Consider the following 19,480-nt stretch of genomic DNA (forward strand, 5'->3'; position numbering starts at 1 on the left):
TTAACGGTATAATATATTCTGATCCTGATCCATATCAAATAAGTAGATCCGGTCCATATCCACATAGACGAAAAGACTGTCTCCTGCTCCTGCCTTCACACCAGGCTTTAACCTTGCACAGACTTCTGAACGCTTTATCTGCCCATGCAAAAGAATCTCAGATCCTAAAACTTCCCGGATCTCTACATCCAGGCTGAGCCTATGTTCTTTTTTCCCATCTTCATGAAGATCCTCAGGTCTTATTCCAAGCCAGACTCTTTTTCCGATATAACCATTTTCCATTAACCGGCTGGCGCAAAAATCGTTTACAGGTAATCTCTCACTGTGAAATTCCAGCCAGACCCTGTTCTCTTTTTGTTCCACCCAGACGGGAATGAAATTCATGGAGGGGGAACCAATAAAGCCGGCAACAAAGCGGTTTATGGGATTGTGATAAATCTCGTAAGGAGAAGCAGCCTGCTGAAGCTCTCCCTTATTCATGACCACAATCCGGGTTCCAAGAGTCATTGCCTCTGTCTGGTCATGTGTTACATAGATAATGGTTGCACCAAGATTCTTATGTATTTTAGAAAGCTCCACACGCATTTGAGTTCGCAGCTTTGCATCAAGATTTGATAAGGGTTCGTCCATCAGATAGGCTTTCGGCTGCCGGACAATGACGCTGCCAATGGCAACTCTCTGTCTCTGTCCTCCGGATAATGCAGATGGTTTTCGGTCAAGCAAATGACTGATATGGAGAATATCTGCCGCTGCCCGCACTCGTTTGTCGATTTCTTCTTTTGGCACCTTATTCACTTTTAATCCAAATGCAATGTTTTGATAGACAGTAAAATGGGGATATAGTGCGTAGGATTGAAAAACCATGGAAAGATTTCTTTTCTGAGGGCTTGTCATATTCATAAGCTCCTTGTCAATCCATAGCTCTCCATCTGAAATATCCTCAAGTCCTGCAATCATTCTTAAAGTAGTTGATTTTCCGCATCCAGAAGGACCTACTAATATAAGAAATTCCTGGTCTTTAATTTCCAGGCTGAGATTTTTAACTGCATCCTGCCCGTTTTTATAGGTTTTGTAAATATTAATTAAAGATAGATCTGACATTTTTTCACTTCCTTTTCTTCAATCCTGTCTTCATTGTATGGGACAGATGTAAAATAAAAAAGGAACTTTTCGTAAAAAGGATGTAAATCCTGGTATTGACTCACAAACCAACAAAGGATATAATAAACTAAATTTATGAAGGAGGCATAGATTCTTAATAGCAAAGCTAAGCGCCAGGCACCTTTTGATACGAACGGGAACGTTTTTTATGAAAACGGTATGAAAGGTTAACGAGGTGAAAGGTTATCGAAAATTCGGCGGATGCCTTTCCATGCCCTCTCCGGGCGTGTGATCCATCGTGAAATATGCGGGTAACTGCAAAACAAGCACGTTGGAACCGGAGTGACACAGCATACAACAGGATAAAACGAAATGAGACGCTGCCTTAAAGGATAAAACAGACAGCCTGCTTTTATTTGCCATTTTATGGTAACAGCTTATATTGAAACGATAAGGAGATCAAACAATTATGTGTGGAATTATTGGATATACAGGACCTTTAGACTCAAAGAAGATTTTACTGGAAGGTCTTTCCCAACTGGAATACCGGGGCTACGACAGCGCAGGAATTGCTCTTTGTATGGAAAATTCCCATATCCGGCTGGTACGTCATACCGGAAAAGTATCGAATTTAAAAGAATGCAGCAAGGACATTACAGAAGTATCCCACTGCGGGCTCGGCCATACCAGATGGGCAACCCATGGAGGCGTTACCACAGAAAATACCCATCCCCATCAGGCAGGAAAGATTACTTTAGTCCATAATGGCATCATAGAGAATTACCACCAGCTTACTACTGATTTCCATTTGGAGGGAAAGCTTCGTTCAGAGACAGACAGCGAGGTAGCTGCCTGGGTGCTTGATTCGATCTATCAGGGAGATCCAATCCGGGCAATTGCAAAGTTTGTGACCTATTTAAAAGGCTCTTACAGCTTCTGTATGATGTTTGAAGATCACCCGGGTGAAATCTATGCCATCCGTAACGTAAGTCCTCTGGTAGCGGCATATACACGTTCTGGTTCCTTTCTGGCATCAGATCTGACCGCTCTCATCCCCTATACCAGACAATATTTTGTAGTTCCGGAGGATCACATTGTAAAACTGACTTCCTATCAGGTCTCTTTATTTGATTTAGATCAGAAAGAGCAGCTTCCAGAATTTTTAGAGGTAAACTGGAATATGGAATCAGCCATGAAGAACGGATTTGAGCATTTCATGCTGAAAGAAATTCATGAGCAGCCCGATGCTTTGAAAAATACCATTCTTCCCCGTTTGGTAAAGGGGCTTCCTGATTTCCAGGATGATCAGATACCAGACCGTTTGTGGAAAGAATGCAGCCAGATTCATATTGTGGCGTGTGGTACTGCCATGCACGCAGGAATGGCAGCCAGGGCATTGATGGAGCCGCTTTTGAGAATTCCGGTTACCGTCTCCATTGCTTCGGAATTCCGCTATGAAGAGCCGCTTGTAGATAAGAATACACTGGTAATTATTATCTCCCAGTCAGGAGAGACAATTGATACTTTAGCAGCCATGAGACTGGCAAAGAATTATGGTGCTGCCACATTATCCGTGGTTAATGTAAAAGGGTCAACCATAGCCAGAGAAAGCGATTATGTATTCTATACTCATGCAGGTCCTGAGATCGCCGTTGCCAGCACAAAAGCATATTCCGTACAGTTGGCTGCCCTGTATATGATTGGCTGCCGTATGGCTTATGTGAGAGGCTGCTACAGCCAGGAAGAAGCAGAAGAATTTATAAAAAATCTGCTGGATGCAATTCCGGCAATGGAATCCATGATTGAGAAGAAGGAAGAAATAAAAAATCTGGTATCTCATCTCATTCAGAAACCAGATGCTTTTTTCATTGGACGGGGGCTTGATTATGCTTTTTCCTTAGAAGGAGCATTGAAATTAAAAGAGATTTCTTATATTCATGCAGAAGCATATGCTGCAGGGGAATTGAAACATGGCACCATTGCCCTTATTACAGATGATGTTCCCGTAATTGCCATTGCTACCCAGGAAAAGGTGTTTTCAAAAACCATCTCTAATATCAGGGAAGTAAAAGCAAGAGGTGCTTTTGTTATTTTACTGACAAAAGAAAAAGCAAAGATTGAAAAAGGTGTTGCAGACATACAGATCAATATTCCAGACATTGGCGACAGCTTTACTGTATTCCCTATTGCAGTGATTTTACAGTTGATTGCCTACTATGCCTCTGTTGGTAAGAACCTGGATGTGGATCAGCCAAGGAATCTGGCGAAATCTGTAACTGTAGAATAAAATATCATGAATAAAAAGTAAGTAATAAAGCGGACATTTCAGTTATTCTGAAAATGTCCGCTTTATTACCTTTATGATTACTGATGATTATTTAACAATTCCGTTTTTGCAGAAACAAATTCTTTTATCACCTTCACAGCACCATCTACCCCCACAGCGCTCTGATTGATGCAAAGATCATAGTTTTTCCTGTTCCCCCATTTTTTATTGGTATAATAATTATAATAGCTGGAACGCTTTTTATCTGCTTTTACCATGTAATCTTTTGCTTTTGCGTCATCAAGATGATGCAATTCTTTCAAGGACTTTACCTTATCCGGTTCATCCGCAGAAATAAAGACAGACACAAGATTTTCATACTCTGCCAGTGCATAATCCGCACATCTGCCTACGAACACACAGGATTTCTCTTCTGCCAACTGCTTTATAACTTCAAATTGTGCTAAAAACAGTTTATGGTCAATGGGCATATCAATCTGGCCGGAAGTATTAAAACCAAATGAATAAGTATCCATAACCAGAGAATACAGTAAACTGTTGGTGGGCTTTTCCTCATGTGCTTCAAAAAGGTCTTCATTCATGCCGCTTTTTTTAGCAGCAATGGCATATAATTCTTTATCATAACACGCTGCACCTAATTCTTTTGCCAGACGTTCACCAATAACCTTCCCGGAACTTCCAGACTGCATCTCAATTGCAACCACTGGGTGTTTGCTCATATTGATCCCTCCTTCTTGTTCTTTATAATCCTATTATACACGGAAATCACTGTAAAAACCACAAAAACCACTCAGACATTCCTCTAAGTGGTTCTTAATTTTCTCAATAGATCCTCAAAATAATCAGGTAAGGGTGCTTTGAATTCCATATACTCTCCGCTTCTGGGATGTACGATTCCAAGAACTCCGGCATGTAAAGTCTGTCCAGTCAGACGAAACGGACATTTTGCAGGTCCGTAAACGGAATCTCCCAGGAGAGGATGACCAATGCTTGCCATATGAACACGGATCTGATGAGTCCGGCCTGTCTCAAGCTGACATTCCACATAGGAAAACTGAGCAAACTGTTCAAGAACACGAAAATGTGTGATTGCATCTCTTCCATTCTTCTCATTAATACTCATCTTTTTCCGATCTACGGGGTGACGTCCAATGGGCGCATGAATGATTCCTTCATCCTCTTTTAGACGTCCATGAACAATCGCATAGTATTTTCTCGTAATGGAATGTTCTTTTAGCTGGCTGGCAATGGAATTATGGGCCATGTCATTTTTACAGACAATCAGAACTCCGGTTGTATCCATATCAATGCGATGGACAATGCCAGGACGCATCACCCCGTTAATTCCGGAGAGATCACCGCGGCAGTGCGCCATAAGACCATTAACAAGAGTTCCGCTATAATGTCCGGCGGCAGGATGAACCACCATTCCTTTGGGTTTATTAATCAGTACAATGTCTTTGTCTTCGTATATGATATCAAGATCCATCTCCTCCGGCGTTATCTCCGGTTCTACCGCCTCCGGGATGCATAGCACAATCTGATCTCCAGAATTTACTTTATAGTTGCTTTTTGTTGTCTTTTGATTTACAAGTACACTATCATCCTTTAAAAGTTTCTGCAGATAGGAACGGGATACTTCACTGCATTTTTCAGACAAATATCGGTCAATCCGTATTCCCGCATCTTCTGCTGTTACAGTAAACTCCAGATTCAATTCTCTGCCCCTTTCTTCTTACCAATGGACAAACAGTTTAAATCTTCTTCTTTATAAACAAAGAAAAAGAACATCATAAAAAAGAACATGGAAACAGTAACATAACAGTCTGCCACATTGAAAATAGGAAAATCAATTAATTTAAAATAAAGAAAATCCACCACATAACCTCTGGTAAAACGGTCAATCATGTTTCCAACAGCACCTGCAGAAAGAAACATGGCAATCAGGTGAAGCGGGAAATACTTTTTACCAGCAGGCATACGGATAATTGCAAATAAAGCGGCTGACAGCACAACAAGTGCTACAACCAGAAAAAAGAACTGCTTTCCCTGAAACATCCCAAAAGCAGCCCCTCTGTTTTCGGAATATAATAACTCAAAAACACCATCCCAGATCTTGTAGGTGCTCTGGTTCATAAGATGTTTAACTGCAAGAAGCTTTGTCCATTGATCCACACCAATGGCTATTAAAAAACCAATAATTAATCCACAGATTAGTTTTGTCTTCTGATTCATGAAACTCTCCTTATTCTAAAATTGGTATAAGCCCATCCGCCATCTCTACTTCTGTAACGGATTTATCAACGTAGGCTTCTCCAATCTGTTTTAACAGAATAAACCGTATAATACCGGAATCCATCTTTTTATCACTCTTGGTGAGCAAAATAATATCACTGGCATCAAGTCCCCTGACCGAAACAGGCATATGAAATTCTTCCATGATTTTATAAAGAGAGGAAAGTTCAGATGGAGAAATCATTCCTCTATTGATAGAGATTGCCATTGCACCGATACATCCAAGCCCTACGCAGTGACCATGCAGTAATTTAAAATCTGCCAATTTCTCAATGGCATGTCCCAGCGTATGTCCCAGATTTAAAAGGGCGCGGTCTCCCTGTTCAGTAGGATCCTTTTCAACCACTTCCCGTTTGATGTGATTGCTGATTTCCACCATTCTCATAAGGGACTGACTGTCTTTATTCCAGATCTGGGCAGCATGTTCTTTCAGCCACTTATAGTATTCCTGATCACGGATTAATCCATGCTTGATTACTTCCCCCATTCCAGAAGAAAACTGATCATCAGGAAGAGTCTTTAACGTGGAGATATTGGAGTAAACCAGTTTAGGCATGTGAAATGCACCAACCATGTTTTTATAAGCATCAAAATCAACTCCTGTTTTCCCTCCAATGCTGGAATCTACCTGGGAAAGCAGGGTTGTCGGAACCTGGATAAAAGAAATCCCTCTTAAATAAGTAGCTGCAGCAAAGCCGCACAAATCACCAACCACACCACCGCCCAGAGCAAGAAGATAGTCATGACGGTCAAATTTATTTAAAATCAGAGTCTCGTATAAATTACGGACTGTATCCAGATTTTTGTTCTCTTCTCCAGCCGAAAAAACGAATGGGAATGTTTCCTGGCAACAGGAAGAGACAATTGATTCCACCTCTTTTAAATAGAGGGGCGCAACATTAGAATCGGTAACAATGCAGACTCTGCGGTCTTCTAATTGAAATCTTTTCAACTCTTGCTGCAGTCCTGCAAAGGACTGTTCCATAACAATATCATACATAGCGGTTCCATTGACGTGAACCGGAATTCTGTTTTCCATAAAGCGATTCCTCCGTCGTACATTTTAAATTCCTACATGATGGAAGAAAGCAAACAACTTTCCCACTCACTGCCCTCTGACAGGCTGTTAAGTGTAAAATGGAAAATTGTCTGCTTGTACCATTCTGAATAATTCTTTATTCCTTTTAGGAAACGCTGCTAAAGGTGCAGGTTCATCCCACCCATATCTAAGCTTCCGTTATTTAACAGGTCCTGGAAATCACCAGATAACTCAACTGATTCTGGAGTAGCTATGAATATGTAATTTGATATCTTCTGCAGATTCCCATTCATGGAATAGGTGGCACCTGAGGTGAAATCAATGATTCTCTGAGCAACTTCTGTATGAATCCCTTCCAAGTTAAGAACAACCGCTTTTCCAGACAACATGTGATCACATATCTCCTTCGCATCTTCAATGGAGGTAGGTTTCACCATAGATACTTCCATTGTTCTTGACTGTTTCATAGGAACTACCTTGGGAGAACGGGACAGGAAGCGAGGTTTCTGCTCATATTCCTCTTCATCATCGTAGTAATCATCCTCGGCTTTTTTAGAAAAGAGTGTCTTCTTTGCAGGTTTTTCTTTTTCCTCTTCGTAATCATCATCCAAGTAATAATCGTCATCATCATCTGTATCATTCAAGCGCATGCTATCCATCAGTTTGCCTAAAATGCTCATACTTCATTCTCTCCAATCTTATATCTTGTACCGAAAATTCCAGTACCGACTCTAACAAGAGTTGCACCTTCTTCTATGGCAACTTCATAGTCTCCGGTCATACCCATTGAGAGCATATTCATATTAACATTATCAATGTTTTTGCTTTGCATGTCAACATATAATTGTCTTAATTTTTTAAAAACAAAACGATTTTCCTCAGAATTTTCTACAAAAGGTGCAATAGTCATGAGACCTTTTATCCTTATATGGGGGAACGAGGCGATTTTACGAATTGCGGGTTCGACTTCCAGCATCTTGAATCCAAATTTACTTTCCTCTTCTGCCACATTTACTTCTAAAAGGATATCCACTATCAGATCTTTTTTTGCGGCTTCTTCTTCAATTTGCTCCGCCAGACGGACAGAATCTACACTATGAATTAAGACTGCTTTCCCAACCACCTGTTTCACTTTATTACGCTGCAAATGACCAATCATATGCCAGCGAATGTCTGCAGATAGTTTTTCGTGTTTTTCACACAATTCCTGGACTTTATTTTCTCCGAAATCCCGGATTCCGGCACTGTATGCTTCTTCAATCATGGAAACTGGTTTTGTCTTGCTGACAGCCACCAGGGTTACTTCCTCCGGATCTCTTCCTGCTCTTTCGCAGGCAAGTAAAATCCGCTTTTTAACATCTAAAAGATTTTCCAAAACCAAATTAATCACCTCTTATTGATATATTAATTCCCCTTCGTTGACGGACTCTGCGTTTAAAACAATATGATCATAGACAGACAGTCCATAAGTCATGTTCTTTTTAATTGTATAATATTCATCATTGGATGACAGAATATCAATCTGCTTAAAAACAGCATACCCCTTATTGATGTTGTATACACCCTGTAAAGATGCACTTGGGCCGAGCTGATACCGATCTGTGGAATTGGGCTTAACAATATAGTCTCCTGCTTTCAACCCGTTTTTTTCATCTGCTTCAATGTAATAATTATTTCCTTCAGAATAGTAAATTTCTGTTGGGACAAAAACCACAGAAGTTCCTGACTGTGCATAAACTTCCTTATTAAACCCATTTTCCGTGCTGTCTCCTCCCGGGGTCATATAATCCGTCGGTACCAGTAAAAAATCCTTCTTTGTCACGGAACTTACTGGGATCTTAAGACCATCTGCACGGTCTGAAATAATTTCAAAATTAACATAGCGGTCAGAAGCAAATTGAACCATGTATTTATCAAAGTCCAATTTTCCAAATGTTTTGCCATCGGTACCTGAAAACACAGAGAAGTTTCCAGAAATCTTTAAATCCTGATTCGGAAATTGGACAGAAAGGCTTGTCTTGTCTCCGTAAACTTTCGCATCCTCATCGGTTAAAGGGAAAATCACGGACCATAAATCAGAGGTGATGACTTTATAAACAGGCAGCCCTTTTTCAATCAGACTTCCGGATTTTGTTATGGATCTTTTGTACTTGCTGCGGTCAAATACACTTTCTGATATTGCAGATGGATCCAGTGTTTCATAGGTATCAATACCGTATGAAATTATACCGGCCTGGTCTGTTCTTACCTGCTGGAAATTGACGCCAGCCTTGTCCATCTTATCTCCAAGACCGTCCAGGGTATTAAAGTTCATGTATTCCAGAACTTCTGCGTCCAGGGACAACTTGGTGTCGTAAACAGAACGGAAATGATCGCTGTCATAAGCAAGGCTGAAACCAGTTAATTGCTTTTTTAGTCCTGATAAATTCTCGGGTTTTAATGCCACCTCGTCCTGTCCATTTTCTGCAAGAAAGGCTGCAATCTTTCCAGTTTCATCAATGGAGTACACCCGGGTTCCATTGGAAGCCCGCTTGCCCTCTCTGACATAGTAATTCACATATCCGGAACGATCTGTGGTCTTTACCTCTTCCTGCCGGAGTATAATGCCTGTCTGTGTTTTGTTGTTGACAATACTGCCTTCCTGTACTTCATAAAATTGTACTTTATCTCTTCGAAAGTAAGCGGTCACACTGAACACCATATAGACGAAAATCAATGCAAAGATAATCATGCCAATATTAAGATTAAGAGGCTTTCGGTACCGGATGATCTTTTTATTCTTTTTCGGGTGGACAGTTCTTTTTTTCTGCCGGGGAGTCTTCTGTCTTGCCAAGTTAGCGCCTCCTTTCCCTCTACACATTATAAAAGGAAATTCCTTAAATTTCAAGAAAAATAAAGGGGACCGACATGCAGCCCCCTGTTTAAGATCTATGATTATAATGAAACAATCACATCGGCCTTAGCATTCTCCGGCAAATGTTCTATATCTGCCGAAATGCTGAGAACAAACGTTACGTGATACTTTTCACCGATTTTTTCCAAAGTTGCAATGGTTTCAGATACATCTTCCCCTTCTAAACAGGACAATTTTAAGAAACTGTCAAGAAACATCATTTCCAAATCATGATCCTGGGAGATAATTCCACAAATAAAACCTATGAATCCCTCACTTGATGTGATCGGATACTCATTCACATTAATAAGGCGAATTTTGTTGCTTAATTCATACATGTGTTTAGAACTTTTATCCAAGTATACGATGGAGCCTTTTGAGTTTGTTACAGCGAAGTTGGCTCTGTCTAACAGATGCTTCGTCTTTCCCTTACCCTTTTTTCCAGCTATAATCTGAACCATAGCAATCTCCTCCCTACATTATATAATTTGTATAAAAAGTCTATTCGGATTAATGTAATTATAGTACAAATCCATAGGAAAGGCAATGACTATTCTACAATTTTATTTAACATATTTGTCATGTTATCATATAGACCAACATGATTAGGAGCTTTTAATACTACAGAAATATATTCGCGTTTAGAGGAATCAGAACTTCCCATAATCAAACAGCTTCCAGCCGCCTGAGTTGTTCCCGTCTTTCCGCCAAGGGCAGTAAGACCAACTGGCATCTTCCGCTCTCCGGTCAGATACCAGTTGGTATCTTTCCAAGTTACATTGACCGGCTTTCCTGAATCATGCTGATAGGTGGTGGTATATTTTTCTGTTCCTACGATCTTCCGGAATTCTGGATATTTCATCGCTTCATTAAAAATTAAATACAGGTCATAAGCAGTTGTATAGTGATTTTCATTGTTCAGTCCATGAGGATTCATGAAATGGGTGCCGGTTGCTCCAATTTTTATAGCTTCTTCATTCATCATCCTGGCAAAAGCTTCTTCTCCTCCTGCAAGATGTGTTGCAATCGCAGCCCCCGCATCATTACCTGATGGGAGCATAAGACCATATAAAAGCTGTTCTAAAGTCAGCTTATCTCCTGGCTTGATTCCACAAAGGCTGGCACCGGATTCTGTAATAACCGCATCACTTGTAACAGTGACTTTATCCGTTAGGTTTCCGTATTTTAAGGCAACCAATGCTGTCATGATCTTTGTAGTGCTGGCAGGATACATACGCTCAAATGGGTTCTTGGCAAACAAGACTGTCTTATCCGAAAGATCAAAGACTGCGGCTGCCTGGGCAGTCACTTTGCTGTCTTTGTCTGAAACATCATCAGGAACAACACAAAGATCCTGGGCAAAGGCTGCTGCTTTTGCCTGATCATTGTCGGATTGATACAATTCTGTTCTTTCCGAATAAATATAGGGATCGTCAAGTCTGCTGAAATTCGTACAGCCAGTTAAACATGCAACCGTTAATAAGATGCATCCTGATGTTACAAACGCTTTTCTCTTCACAAGCATTCCCTCATCATTTATACATTTCACGCCATTCCAGATCACCACGCTCTAAAGACTTAATTAAAAGTTCTGCTGTAGCCAGATTCGTAGCAAGTGGAATATTGTGCATATCGCAGGTTCTCATAATATTTACAATATCAGGTTCATGAGACTTTGGTGTAAGCGGATCTCTTAAGAAAACAACCAGATCAATCTCATTATGCTCAATCTGGGAGCCTAACTGCTGTTCTCCGCCCAGATGTCCTGCCAGATACTTATGGACATTAAGATTGGTTACTTCTTCAATCAGACGTCCTGTAGTTCCTGTTGCATATAACATGTGTTTACTTAAAATACCTCTGTAAGCAATGCAGAAATTCTGCATGAGTTTTTTCTTTGAATCGTGCGCAACTAATCCTATATTCATAACGATATACCTCCTTTTAATTACCCATTTTTCGTTGCAATCCAACATTCAGCACCAGTCCCATACCCATAAATATACTAATAAGAGAACTGACTCCCGAACTGATAAACGGAAGCGGGAGGCCTGTATTAGGGAAAATCTGTGTAGCCACAGCAATATTAGCAAATGCCTGGAAACCAATTAAAGCAGCCATGCCGGTACCGATCAGCTTACCGGATAAATCTCTGGCACGTGCAGCCATATAGAGGCATTCAAATACAACCAGACCAATAAGTAAAATGACAATGATGCTGCCTCGAAACCCCATTTCTTCACCTATAATTGCGAAAATGAAGTCGGTTTCTCCGGCTGATAAGAAATTCCCATCTTTGACTGATGCGATGGTCGTATTAAAAAGTCCCTTGCCTTGAAGCTGGCCGGAACTGATTGCCATAATTGAATTTTTTTGCTGGTACAGATTTTCAGCATATTGCTCTGCATGTGGGTAAATCCATGCGAGAATTCGTCTTGCCTGATAGTCATGAATAAAAGGAATTAGTCCCTTTGTCAGCAGGAAAATAAAAAGCGCAACTGCCGGAACCGCAACTGCAAGAACTCCAAAAATCCACCGGTAACTAATGCCCGCAGAATACACCATACAAAGAATAATGATGGTAACTACCAGGCTGGTGGATAAATTCGGTTCTGCAAAAATAAGGCCTATAGGAATGGCTGCAAGTCCGGCAGCCATTCCTATCATGACCGGCATATTCATCTTCTCCTGGTGTTTGTTCCAATACCAGGAGAAAAATATAATCAATCCAATTTTAACAAATTCGGAGGGCTGGATCCGCCCGATGCCTGGAAGGTTAATCCATCTGGTGGCACCTCCGGCAGTATGTCCCATAACAAGAACTGCACCCAGTAAAAGAATGCAGCCTGCATAAACCAAAGCGTACAATTTTGTAATATGATGGTAGTCTATGATGGATATTCCAACAGCCAGGGCAAATCCAACGGTGACCCCAATAATCTGTTTGGTCACGGTAGCTGAATCCTGGTTGGATGCACTGGCTACTACAAGAATTCCAATCACAGAAAGTGCAATCATATATATAATTAAACGGTAATTATAGTGCTTAAAATTAAATTCTGAAAACATAATTAGTATATCCCCTTATCAGGTACATCACGGATAGGGATGTTGGCATAAAGCACCGGTGTAAAACGCTCACAATCCGACTGCTTCTGCTTCTTCATCTGTATCTCTATTCTGTCGGAATCAATATCCATGTATCTTGATACTACACGGATCATATCGTCTTTTATCATCTGCATAATCTCAGGAGAACAGTCCGCCTTGTCCGCAACCAGCAAAAGCTTCAGACGATTTCTTGCAATTTCTCCTGAATTCTTCTTGCGGAATACAGGAAACAGGCTCATATCAACCCCTCCTATGCTCTCTTTAAGAGATTGGAGAGTTTGAAAAACAGACCTTCTCTTGTAGCTGGATTCTGTATGGGGATATTTTCCCCGATAATCCGTTTGCAGATATCCATATAAGCCTGTCCAGCCGGAGTTCCCATACCTACAAGGGGTTCTCCCTGGTTTGTGGAAATGACGATGTCCTCATCATCCGGTACAGCTCCAATAATATCAACTGCAAGAATATCCATGACATCATCCAAAGACATCATGTCCCCGCGTTTGACCATATCAGCTCTTATCCGGTTAACAATCAGTTCAATGTTTCCCATATCGGCAGCCTCCAAAAGTCCGATGATACGGTCTGCATCCCGGATGGCAGAAACTTCTGGTGTTGTAACAACAATAGCTCTTCCTGCTCCCGCTATGGCATTTTGAAAGCCCTGCTCAATTCCAGCAGGACAATCCAGAAGAATGAAGTCAAAGTCTTCCCTTAAATCGTCAACCAGCTTCACCATCTGACCTGGAGTAACAGCAGTCTTGTCCCTCGTCTGTGCGGAGGGAAGTAAAAATAAATTCGGGTATCTTTTGTCTTTAATCAGGGCTTGCTTCATTCGGCAATTCCCTTCCACCACGTCTACTAAATTATAGACAATACGGTTTTCCAGACCCATTACAACATCAAGGTTGCGCAGTCCGATATCTGTATCAATCAGAACTACCCTTTTTCCAAGAATCGCAAGTCCGGTACCGACGTTGGCAGAAGTTGTTGTCTTGCCTACCCCGCCTTTTCCAGAAGTGATTACGATGATTTCACACATACAATATCCTCCTGTTTTATACCTCTTTCTATTTTACCTTAATTTACGGAATATTTCCATACTTTTTTTCATTGGTTTTATAATGACTTTGTTATTTTCTAAGTAAGCCTTCATAGGACCTCTCCCAAGGCGCTTTCCCCTTCCGTCAAGACCAGAGGTACAGTCAGCGATCCGAAGCTGTGTAGGAGCCATCTCAAGTGCCGTAATAAGGGCTTCTTTGTTACCAGCTACACCGGCACATACAGTACCAGTCAGTCTTCCCAGCACAACCACATTGCCTTTGGCGATCACTTTTGCGCCTTTGCACACATCACCAATAATAACAATGCTGGCTTCTGATTCCAAAGTCTCTCCGTTTTGCAGATTACCTTTAAAGAACTGTCCTGTTTGACAGGATAATTCCATCAGTTTCTCATTCAGTGCCTTTTCACATCGTTCCAGACGGTTTGCATCTGTATCCATCAGACAGATAATCTCCACATTGGAGTTTTCTGTAATCTGATTGACGATTGCGAATTCTTCTTCTGAAGTCAGTTCCCGTCCCTCTAAGGTCAGGGTCATTTGTACAGATCCCCAGAATTTGGAGTTGTCTCCAAACTTTTTCCCGATATCAGAAAGAAGCTGAGGGAAAGGGATATCCGGGTCCAGGATGACAATCATACCTGCTCTGTTGCTCTTAATCACTACGGTATTATGCATCATATTCACCTCTTATCCTAGTTAATCGCGAATGTTAACTTTCGCTGCATCCAGGGCACCCGCATTGACAATGGATTCCAAGTCTGTATAGCCATAATAATACTTATAGACGTTCTTCGCTATATTAGCTGCATTGGATGAGGAATAACCATAAGGAATATTCACGGTAACGCAGATCTCCGGATTGTCATATGGTGCATAAGAAATGAAGAAAGCATGGTTTGGTTTGTTGCGGGCTTCCTGAGCGGTGCCTGTCTTACCTGCAATCTCCACTTCAAGGTCAGCAAACAACCTCTTTGATGTACCACTTGCAATCACTTCTCTCATTCCCTGTTGTACAGTATCCCACGTTGTAGCCGCCGCGTCAATATGAGAAGAAATCTTAGGGGTATAATCTTTTATCAGATTACCTTCAGAATCCGTTGTTTTGTCCAGCAGGCTAAGTTCAAATACAGTTCCCCGGTTTGCAATGGCTGCCACATATCTGGAAAGCTGTACATTGGTATAGGCATGGCTCCCCTGTCCCATGGCAGAGCGCTCCGGAGAATCTTTTGAGATCTGAGGATCAAGTTCTGCAATTTCCACGCCTGACTTATGGTCAAGTCCAAACTTCGTTGCATATGAGCGCAGAGCATCAAGACCAACTTCCGGTGAATAGGTTCCATTTGCACCCAATGACAGACGATGTCCTAAATCTGCAAAGAAGATATTGCAGGAATTTTGTATTCCTCCAACAATATTAAGAGGACCATGGTAGCCAGGATAAATCCAGCATTTAATTGGAGGTTCCACATCACGATAGATACCGGTACAGTTAATGGTCTCATCAATTGTAATTGCATGTTCTTCCAATGCTGCGACTGCTGTAATTGGTTTAAATGTAGAACCTGGTGCTTTTCTCGTCTGGGTTGCATTATTATAAAGCGGAAGTGACATATCCGCCTGAAGCTGGCTGAAATAAGCACCGTCTCCAATCCGGTTATTATCATATCCCGGATAAGAAACCAGGGCAAGCACTTCTCCTGTTTTATCGTTTGTTACAACAACTCCTGCATTACAGGGAGACAATGCCAATTGTGCCGGAGTGATCTCCAGATTATATAACTTTCTCAGTAAAAATGTGTACGCATCCCCGGTTGCCAAAAGCTCAGAACGATCTTTTCCATCATCCTCTAATACGCCCTGCTCATATAATGCCAGACACAATTCCTGACCTGTTATGGTGTTGTCGTTAATCAGATAACGGTATATCCTTTTTGTAAAATTACGGTCACTTTCTAAATTATCAAGCACATAATTGACAAGCTGTTCAAAGGTGTCATCAGCGCTGGAATATTTAGAGCCTGTCTCCAGTTTTGTAGTATCCACCCATCCGTTAGCAATTCCATAATAGAGATAGTCTCTGAGACTGATCTCATCCGCTTTCCATGCCTGGTATTCTTCACTGGAAGTATCAATGAGATCCTCTTTAATAATTCCAACAGTAGGTCCTGACAAATAGGAATATATGTAGAACATATATGCTTTCATATCTTCCGGCAGGTCCTGCATGACAGTAGAATGACTGCTCATCAGTTCATTCTTTAAACTTGTAAATATCCTTGTCTGCGAATACGCATACTTCCCGTAAATAGTTTTTTCTATCTCTGAGGCATCTTCCCTCTCAAGGATCTTCAGGGAAAGCACATTGTTATTAATAAGCTGGTAATAGGCATCCTTAACCGGAATCTTCATATTGGAGCCATCGGTAGACGCGCCTGCCTGATAATCTTCATTCACAATGGTTTTAATCAATACTCCGGCAAGAGACTGTTCAATAAGGTGATAAATTCCTTTTTGCAGTTCTGCATCAAGTGTAAGGTAGACATCATTTCCCGCAGAAGCATCGGTTGCATCTTTGGTTTCACGGATTCGTCCAACGCTGTCTTTATAGATAGTCTTTCTCCCTTTTGTTCCTTGAAGATCATGCTCCATGGTATATTCAATTCCTGTCCGTCCCACGATATCGTTGATGTCATAATCTTCTTTTTTCTGCTGAAGACCTTCTAACTGTTCCTCAGGAACTTTTCCTGTGTAGCCAAGCACCGGAGCAAAAGGAATGCTGTCATTATAAGCCCGGATGGTGGTTTCCTCCACACTGACTCCCTGCATATCACTGATGTGCTCCAAAATATCTGCAACCGTTTCCTCGGATACCTGGGTTGAGACGGTGGTTGATTCATACTTCCGGTAAGACATCAGGCGCAGAGAATACTTAATATTAATGATATCAAGAGCTTCCTGATCAGTTAAAGTTAAGGCATGTCCATCTTCATCTTTTAAATCCATAAGACCATTGTCCTTTTTCGCACGCTCAAACAATTCCTGAGCACTTAAATTAGAAGGATAAAGTCCTTTTGCATCATCCAGATCTTCCACTCTTTTTATTCCATAATAATCCCGTAAAAAACGTTTTCTGGCTGCTTCTGAGGCTGATGTATAAACCATCTCTCCATTGGAATCAATAGCAGTTTCAAACTTTCCCTGGACCATCTCTCCGTGGCGGCTAAGAATCTGTACCAGTTTTAAGTACATATTATTCCTGGAAACAGGATCTTTGTATGCACCAGTATCCTGAATAGCGACAGAGTAGGCAAGCTTGTTATATGCTAAAACCTTCCCCTTGCGGTCGTAGATATTACCTCTGGTTCCAGCCGTTGTTATAGTTTGTTCCGTCAACTGCAGATATTCGTTCAGCGCCTTTTCTCCATTGATAATCTGCATATGGAATAATTTGCTGATCAGACCGGCATACATGGCAAAACAGATGACTCCCAGAACGAAAAGCCGTGAAATCATCGCTTTCTTTAAAAATTCTGTTATGATTTCCAATAAATCTCTAAACAATATTCGAATCCCCTTTTTTTCCTATTTCTTCCAAATGGCGGTTCAGAATCAGGAATACCCGATAAAGAAGCAATGTTGTCACAACCGTAAATATGATTTCCGGAAGTACAATATTGATAAAATAATATCCGATCCGTATCTTTTGACGGATCAGGAAGCGGAAAACATAAATATAAAAGTTGTAAACCAATTCATTTAATACACTAAGTATTAATGGAAGGGTAATGTAATCCTCATAATAATATTTCGTGCAGATCCCATTGACGTATCCGACAAATAGAAAAATCAATGTATAAAAGCCGAAGGGACCTGTGTAAAACAAATCCATCAAAAGTCCTGCCAAAAGTCCGTAATACATCCCGGCTTCTTTCCCATGCATAAAGCCAAAGGAAAAAGTGAGAATCAGAAGCAGATTGGGAGAAGCTGATAAAAATGGCAGCAACGGGAATATGCAGCTTTGGACGGTAAACGCCAGTATAATCAGCAGTATATTGAAAATTATACGTCTCATGTTACTCCTTTTCGCTATTGAGCGGTACTTTCTGCCGTCTGTGGTTCTGCAGAAGGTGTCTCTGTGGAAGCATCTTCCTTCATCATATCTGATTTTAATTTGGTAATGACCAATACTTCCTGCAGACTGTCAAATTCTGCAGCCGGAATGAGATATCCAGACTTGGTGACATTATTGGTATCATTGGTAATATCAGCGGCATAGCCAACCAAAAGACCAGGAAGGAAGACAGAACTGATATTGGAGGTCACAATTTTGTCCCCATCTTTTAAATCACTTTCTTTTAACACATTGGTAATTCTAAGTCTGCCTTCTTTAAACAGCGTCAGATCTCCGGCAACAATGCAACTGTCACCAGATTGCATTGCCATACCGCTCACACGGCTGGAATCGTCGATTATGGAACGGACGGTTGCATAGTTGGCACCCACATCGGTTACAATTCCGACCAGACCGCCTCCTGCCATCACATTCATATCCACAGCGATGCCGTCTTTTGATCCTTTATCAATCCGGAATACCTGAAACCAGTTGCTGGAATCATTGGCAATTACTCTGGCACCTACCTTTTCGTATTGACCGTATTGCTGGTCTAAGTCATAGAGTTTACGAAGGCGCGTAAGCTCCATCTCTTCTGACTGAAGTCTGGTATTTTCTTCCGTCAACTGTGTGATAATATCTTTCATTTCCTTGTTCTCTTTTTGTGCATTGTGCATCTTTGTCAGATCTGCGATTCCGTCATAAATAGTGGAACCCGCAGAATTAACTCCTGATTGTACCGGAATCAGAAAGTATCCCACTCCGGTCCGAAGCGGGGTCAGCCATTCATCATGAATGGAAGTCAAACCAATCAAAAGAACACAAAATACGGTTAAAGATATAAGAACATACTTACTACGCTTTGATTCCATCTATAAAACTCCCCGTTCTTTCAAACTGATATAGGAATTATCTCCTATAATAATATGGTCCAACAGCCGGATTCCCAACAGCTCTCCAGCTTCTTTTACCCGTCTTGTAAGATGAATATCTTCTTTGCTGGGAGACGGATCTCCGCTTGGATGGTTATGAACAAGTACCAGACTGACAGCATGGTACTTAACCGCTTCAATAAAAATCTCCCTAGGAGAAACTACGGAAGCATTCACCGTTCCCTGAGAGATCATTACGTCCTTAATCAGGACTCCTTTTGTATTTAAGAACATTACATAAACCTGTTCCTGCTCTCTGTGGCGCATGTCCTCCATAAAGTAATTGACAATATCCACAGGATGATGGAAAGAAACTGTCTCCAGGCTGGCTGTCTTCTTCCATATTCTCCGGGAGAGTTCGCCAATGCACAATAACTGCGCTCCCTTGACTCTGCCAATTCCTTTAATCTGCATAAGTTCCTGCATGGAAAGGTGCAAAAGCCCTAAAATACCCTTTCCCGGATAATTTAAGGCCAGTATCTTTTGTGCCAGCATCAGGGAATTCTCTTCTCTGGTGCCTGTACGGATAATTACGGATAAAAGTTCCGCATCGCTTAAGCCCTGAACCCCGTCATTCAGACATTTCTCATAGGGTCTCTCATCCGTTGGGATGTCTTTCATGGTTATACGTTTCATATGCCTCCT

20 protein-coding genes are annotated in these 19,480 nt (G+C 41.2%); 1 reads left to right on the forward strand and 19 read right to left on the reverse strand.

Features of this window, described 5'->3' with window-relative positions; genetic code table 11:
• A complete protein-coding gene (gene ugpC / locus FAY33_RS01870) occupies positions 1-1,101 on the reverse strand; it encodes a sn-glycerol-3-phosphate ABC transporter ATP-binding protein UgpC (protein ID WP_143319065.1) in 1,101 nt (366 codons plus the stop codon).
• A 469-nt stretch (positions 1,102-1,570) separates the two neighbouring features.
• Here ugpC and glmS point away from each other — a divergent pair, with 469 nt between their 5' ends.
• Complete coding sequence (glmS, locus tag FAY33_RS01875; RefSeq protein WP_143319066.1) at positions 1,571-3,388, forward strand: glutamine--fructose-6-phosphate transaminase (isomerizing); 1,818 nt, start codon at positions 1,571-1,573, stop codon at positions 3,386-3,388.
• Between the two features lie 77 nt (positions 3,389-3,465).
• On the opposite strand, the gene FAY33_RS01880 is transcribed toward glmS, so the two are convergent.
• From FAY33_RS01880 to radC, 18 genes are all read right to left on the reverse strand, one after another.
• Positions 3,466-4,107 (reverse strand): cytidylate kinase-like family protein, encoded by a 642-nt coding sequence (locus tag FAY33_RS01880; RefSeq protein WP_143319067.1) that lies wholly within the window; start codon positions 4,105-4,107, stop codon positions 3,466-3,468.
• A gap of 83 nt (positions 4,108-4,190) precedes the next feature.
• Complete coding sequence (locus FAY33_RS01885; protein WP_143319068.1) at positions 4,191-5,105, reverse strand: RluA family pseudouridine synthase; 915 nt, start codon at positions 5,103-5,105, stop codon at positions 4,191-4,193.
• Positions 5,102-5,623 (reverse strand): signal peptidase II, encoded by a 522-nt coding sequence (lspA, locus tag FAY33_RS01890; RefSeq protein WP_143319069.1) that lies wholly within the window; start codon positions 5,621-5,623, stop codon positions 5,102-5,104. The genes FAY33_RS01885 and lspA overlap by 4 nt, the downstream gene beginning before the upstream one ends.
• A 10-nt stretch (positions 5,624-5,633) precedes the next feature.
• The gene (gene aroB / locus FAY33_RS01895; RefSeq protein WP_143319070.1) at positions 5,634-6,722 is read right to left on the reverse strand and encodes a 3-dehydroquinate synthase; all 1,089 of its coding nucleotides are present in this window, start codon (positions 6,720-6,722) and stop codon (positions 5,634-5,636) included.
• A 158-nt stretch (positions 6,723-6,880) separates the two neighbouring features.
• The gene (locus FAY33_RS01900) at positions 6,881-7,402 is read right to left on the reverse strand and encodes a cell division protein SepF (protein ID WP_143319071.1); all 522 of its coding nucleotides are present in this window, start codon (positions 7,400-7,402) and stop codon (positions 6,881-6,883) included.
• Positions 7,399-8,103, reverse strand: coding sequence for a YggS family pyridoxal phosphate-dependent enzyme (locus FAY33_RS01905; protein WP_143319072.1), 705 nt, complete (start codon positions 8,101-8,103; stop codon positions 7,399-7,401). The genes FAY33_RS01900 and FAY33_RS01905 overlap by 4 nt, the downstream gene beginning before the upstream one ends.
• A gap of 12 nt (positions 8,104-8,115) precedes the next feature.
• Positions 8,116-9,555: an HlyD family efflux transporter periplasmic adaptor subunit gene (locus FAY33_RS01910; RefSeq protein ID WP_143319073.1), complete on the reverse strand. Its 1,440-nt coding sequence runs from the start codon at positions 9,553-9,555 to the stop codon at positions 8,116-8,118.
• Positions 9,556-9,656: 101 nt separating this feature from the next.
• Entirely contained in the window at positions 9,657-10,076 is a 420-nt protein-coding gene (locus tag FAY33_RS01915) for a twitching motility protein PilT (protein ID WP_143319074.1), read from the reverse strand.
• A gap of 89 nt (positions 10,077-10,165) precedes the next feature.
• A complete protein-coding gene (locus tag FAY33_RS01920; RefSeq protein ID WP_347562639.1) occupies positions 10,166-11,134 on the reverse strand; it encodes a D-alanyl-D-alanine carboxypeptidase family protein in 969 nt (322 codons plus the stop codon).
• Between the two features lie 13 nt (positions 11,135-11,147).
• Complete coding sequence (locus FAY33_RS01925) at positions 11,148-11,543, reverse strand: methylglyoxal synthase (protein ID WP_143319075.1); 396 nt, start codon at positions 11,541-11,543, stop codon at positions 11,148-11,150.
• Between the two features lie 16 nt (positions 11,544-11,559).
• Positions 11,560-12,684, reverse strand: a complete 1,125-nt coding sequence (locus FAY33_RS01930; RefSeq protein ID WP_143319076.1) for an FtsW/RodA/SpoVE family cell cycle protein — start codon at positions 12,682-12,684, stop codon at positions 11,560-11,562.
• Positions 12,685-12,686: 2 nt separating this feature from the next.
• Positions 12,687-12,965 (reverse strand): cell division topological specificity factor MinE, encoded by a 279-nt coding sequence (gene minE, locus FAY33_RS01935; protein ID WP_143319077.1) that lies wholly within the window; start codon positions 12,963-12,965, stop codon positions 12,687-12,689.
• An 11-nt stretch (positions 12,966-12,976) separates the two neighbouring features.
• Positions 12,977-13,768, reverse strand: a complete 792-nt coding sequence (gene minD / locus FAY33_RS01940) for a septum site-determining protein MinD (protein ID WP_143319078.1) — start codon at positions 13,766-13,768, stop codon at positions 12,977-12,979.
• A 33-nt stretch (positions 13,769-13,801) separates the two neighbouring features.
• Complete coding sequence (locus FAY33_RS01945; RefSeq protein WP_347562640.1) at positions 13,802-14,470, reverse strand: septum site-determining protein MinC; 669 nt, start codon at positions 14,468-14,470, stop codon at positions 13,802-13,804.
• A gap of 18 nt (positions 14,471-14,488) precedes the next feature.
• Entirely contained in the window at positions 14,489-17,353 is a 2,865-nt protein-coding gene (locus FAY33_RS01950; RefSeq protein WP_143319079.1) for a penicillin-binding transpeptidase domain-containing protein, read from the reverse strand.
• Positions 17,346-17,864, reverse strand: a complete 519-nt coding sequence (gene mreD, locus FAY33_RS01955; protein WP_143319080.1) for a rod shape-determining protein MreD — start codon at positions 17,862-17,864, stop codon at positions 17,346-17,348. Before mreD ends, FAY33_RS01950 begins: the two co-directional genes overlap by 8 nt.
• Before the next feature lie 14 nt (positions 17,865-17,878).
• Positions 17,879-18,775: a rod shape-determining protein MreC gene (gene mreC / locus FAY33_RS01960; RefSeq protein WP_143319081.1), complete on the reverse strand. Its 897-nt coding sequence runs from the start codon at positions 18,773-18,775 to the stop codon at positions 17,879-17,881.
• Positions 18,776-19,471 carry a DNA repair protein RadC gene (gene radC / locus FAY33_RS01965; RefSeq protein ID WP_143319082.1) on the reverse strand — a complete coding sequence of 232 codons (696 nt, stop codon included), beginning with the start codon at positions 19,469-19,471 and terminating at the stop codon, positions 18,776-18,778.
• Positions 19,472-19,480: the final 9 nt, after the last annotated feature.

The organism is Clostridium sp. HBUAS56010 (assembly GCF_007115105.1).
Classification (GTDB): domain Bacteria; phylum Bacillota; class Clostridia; order Lachnospirales; family Lachnospiraceae; genus Lacrimispora.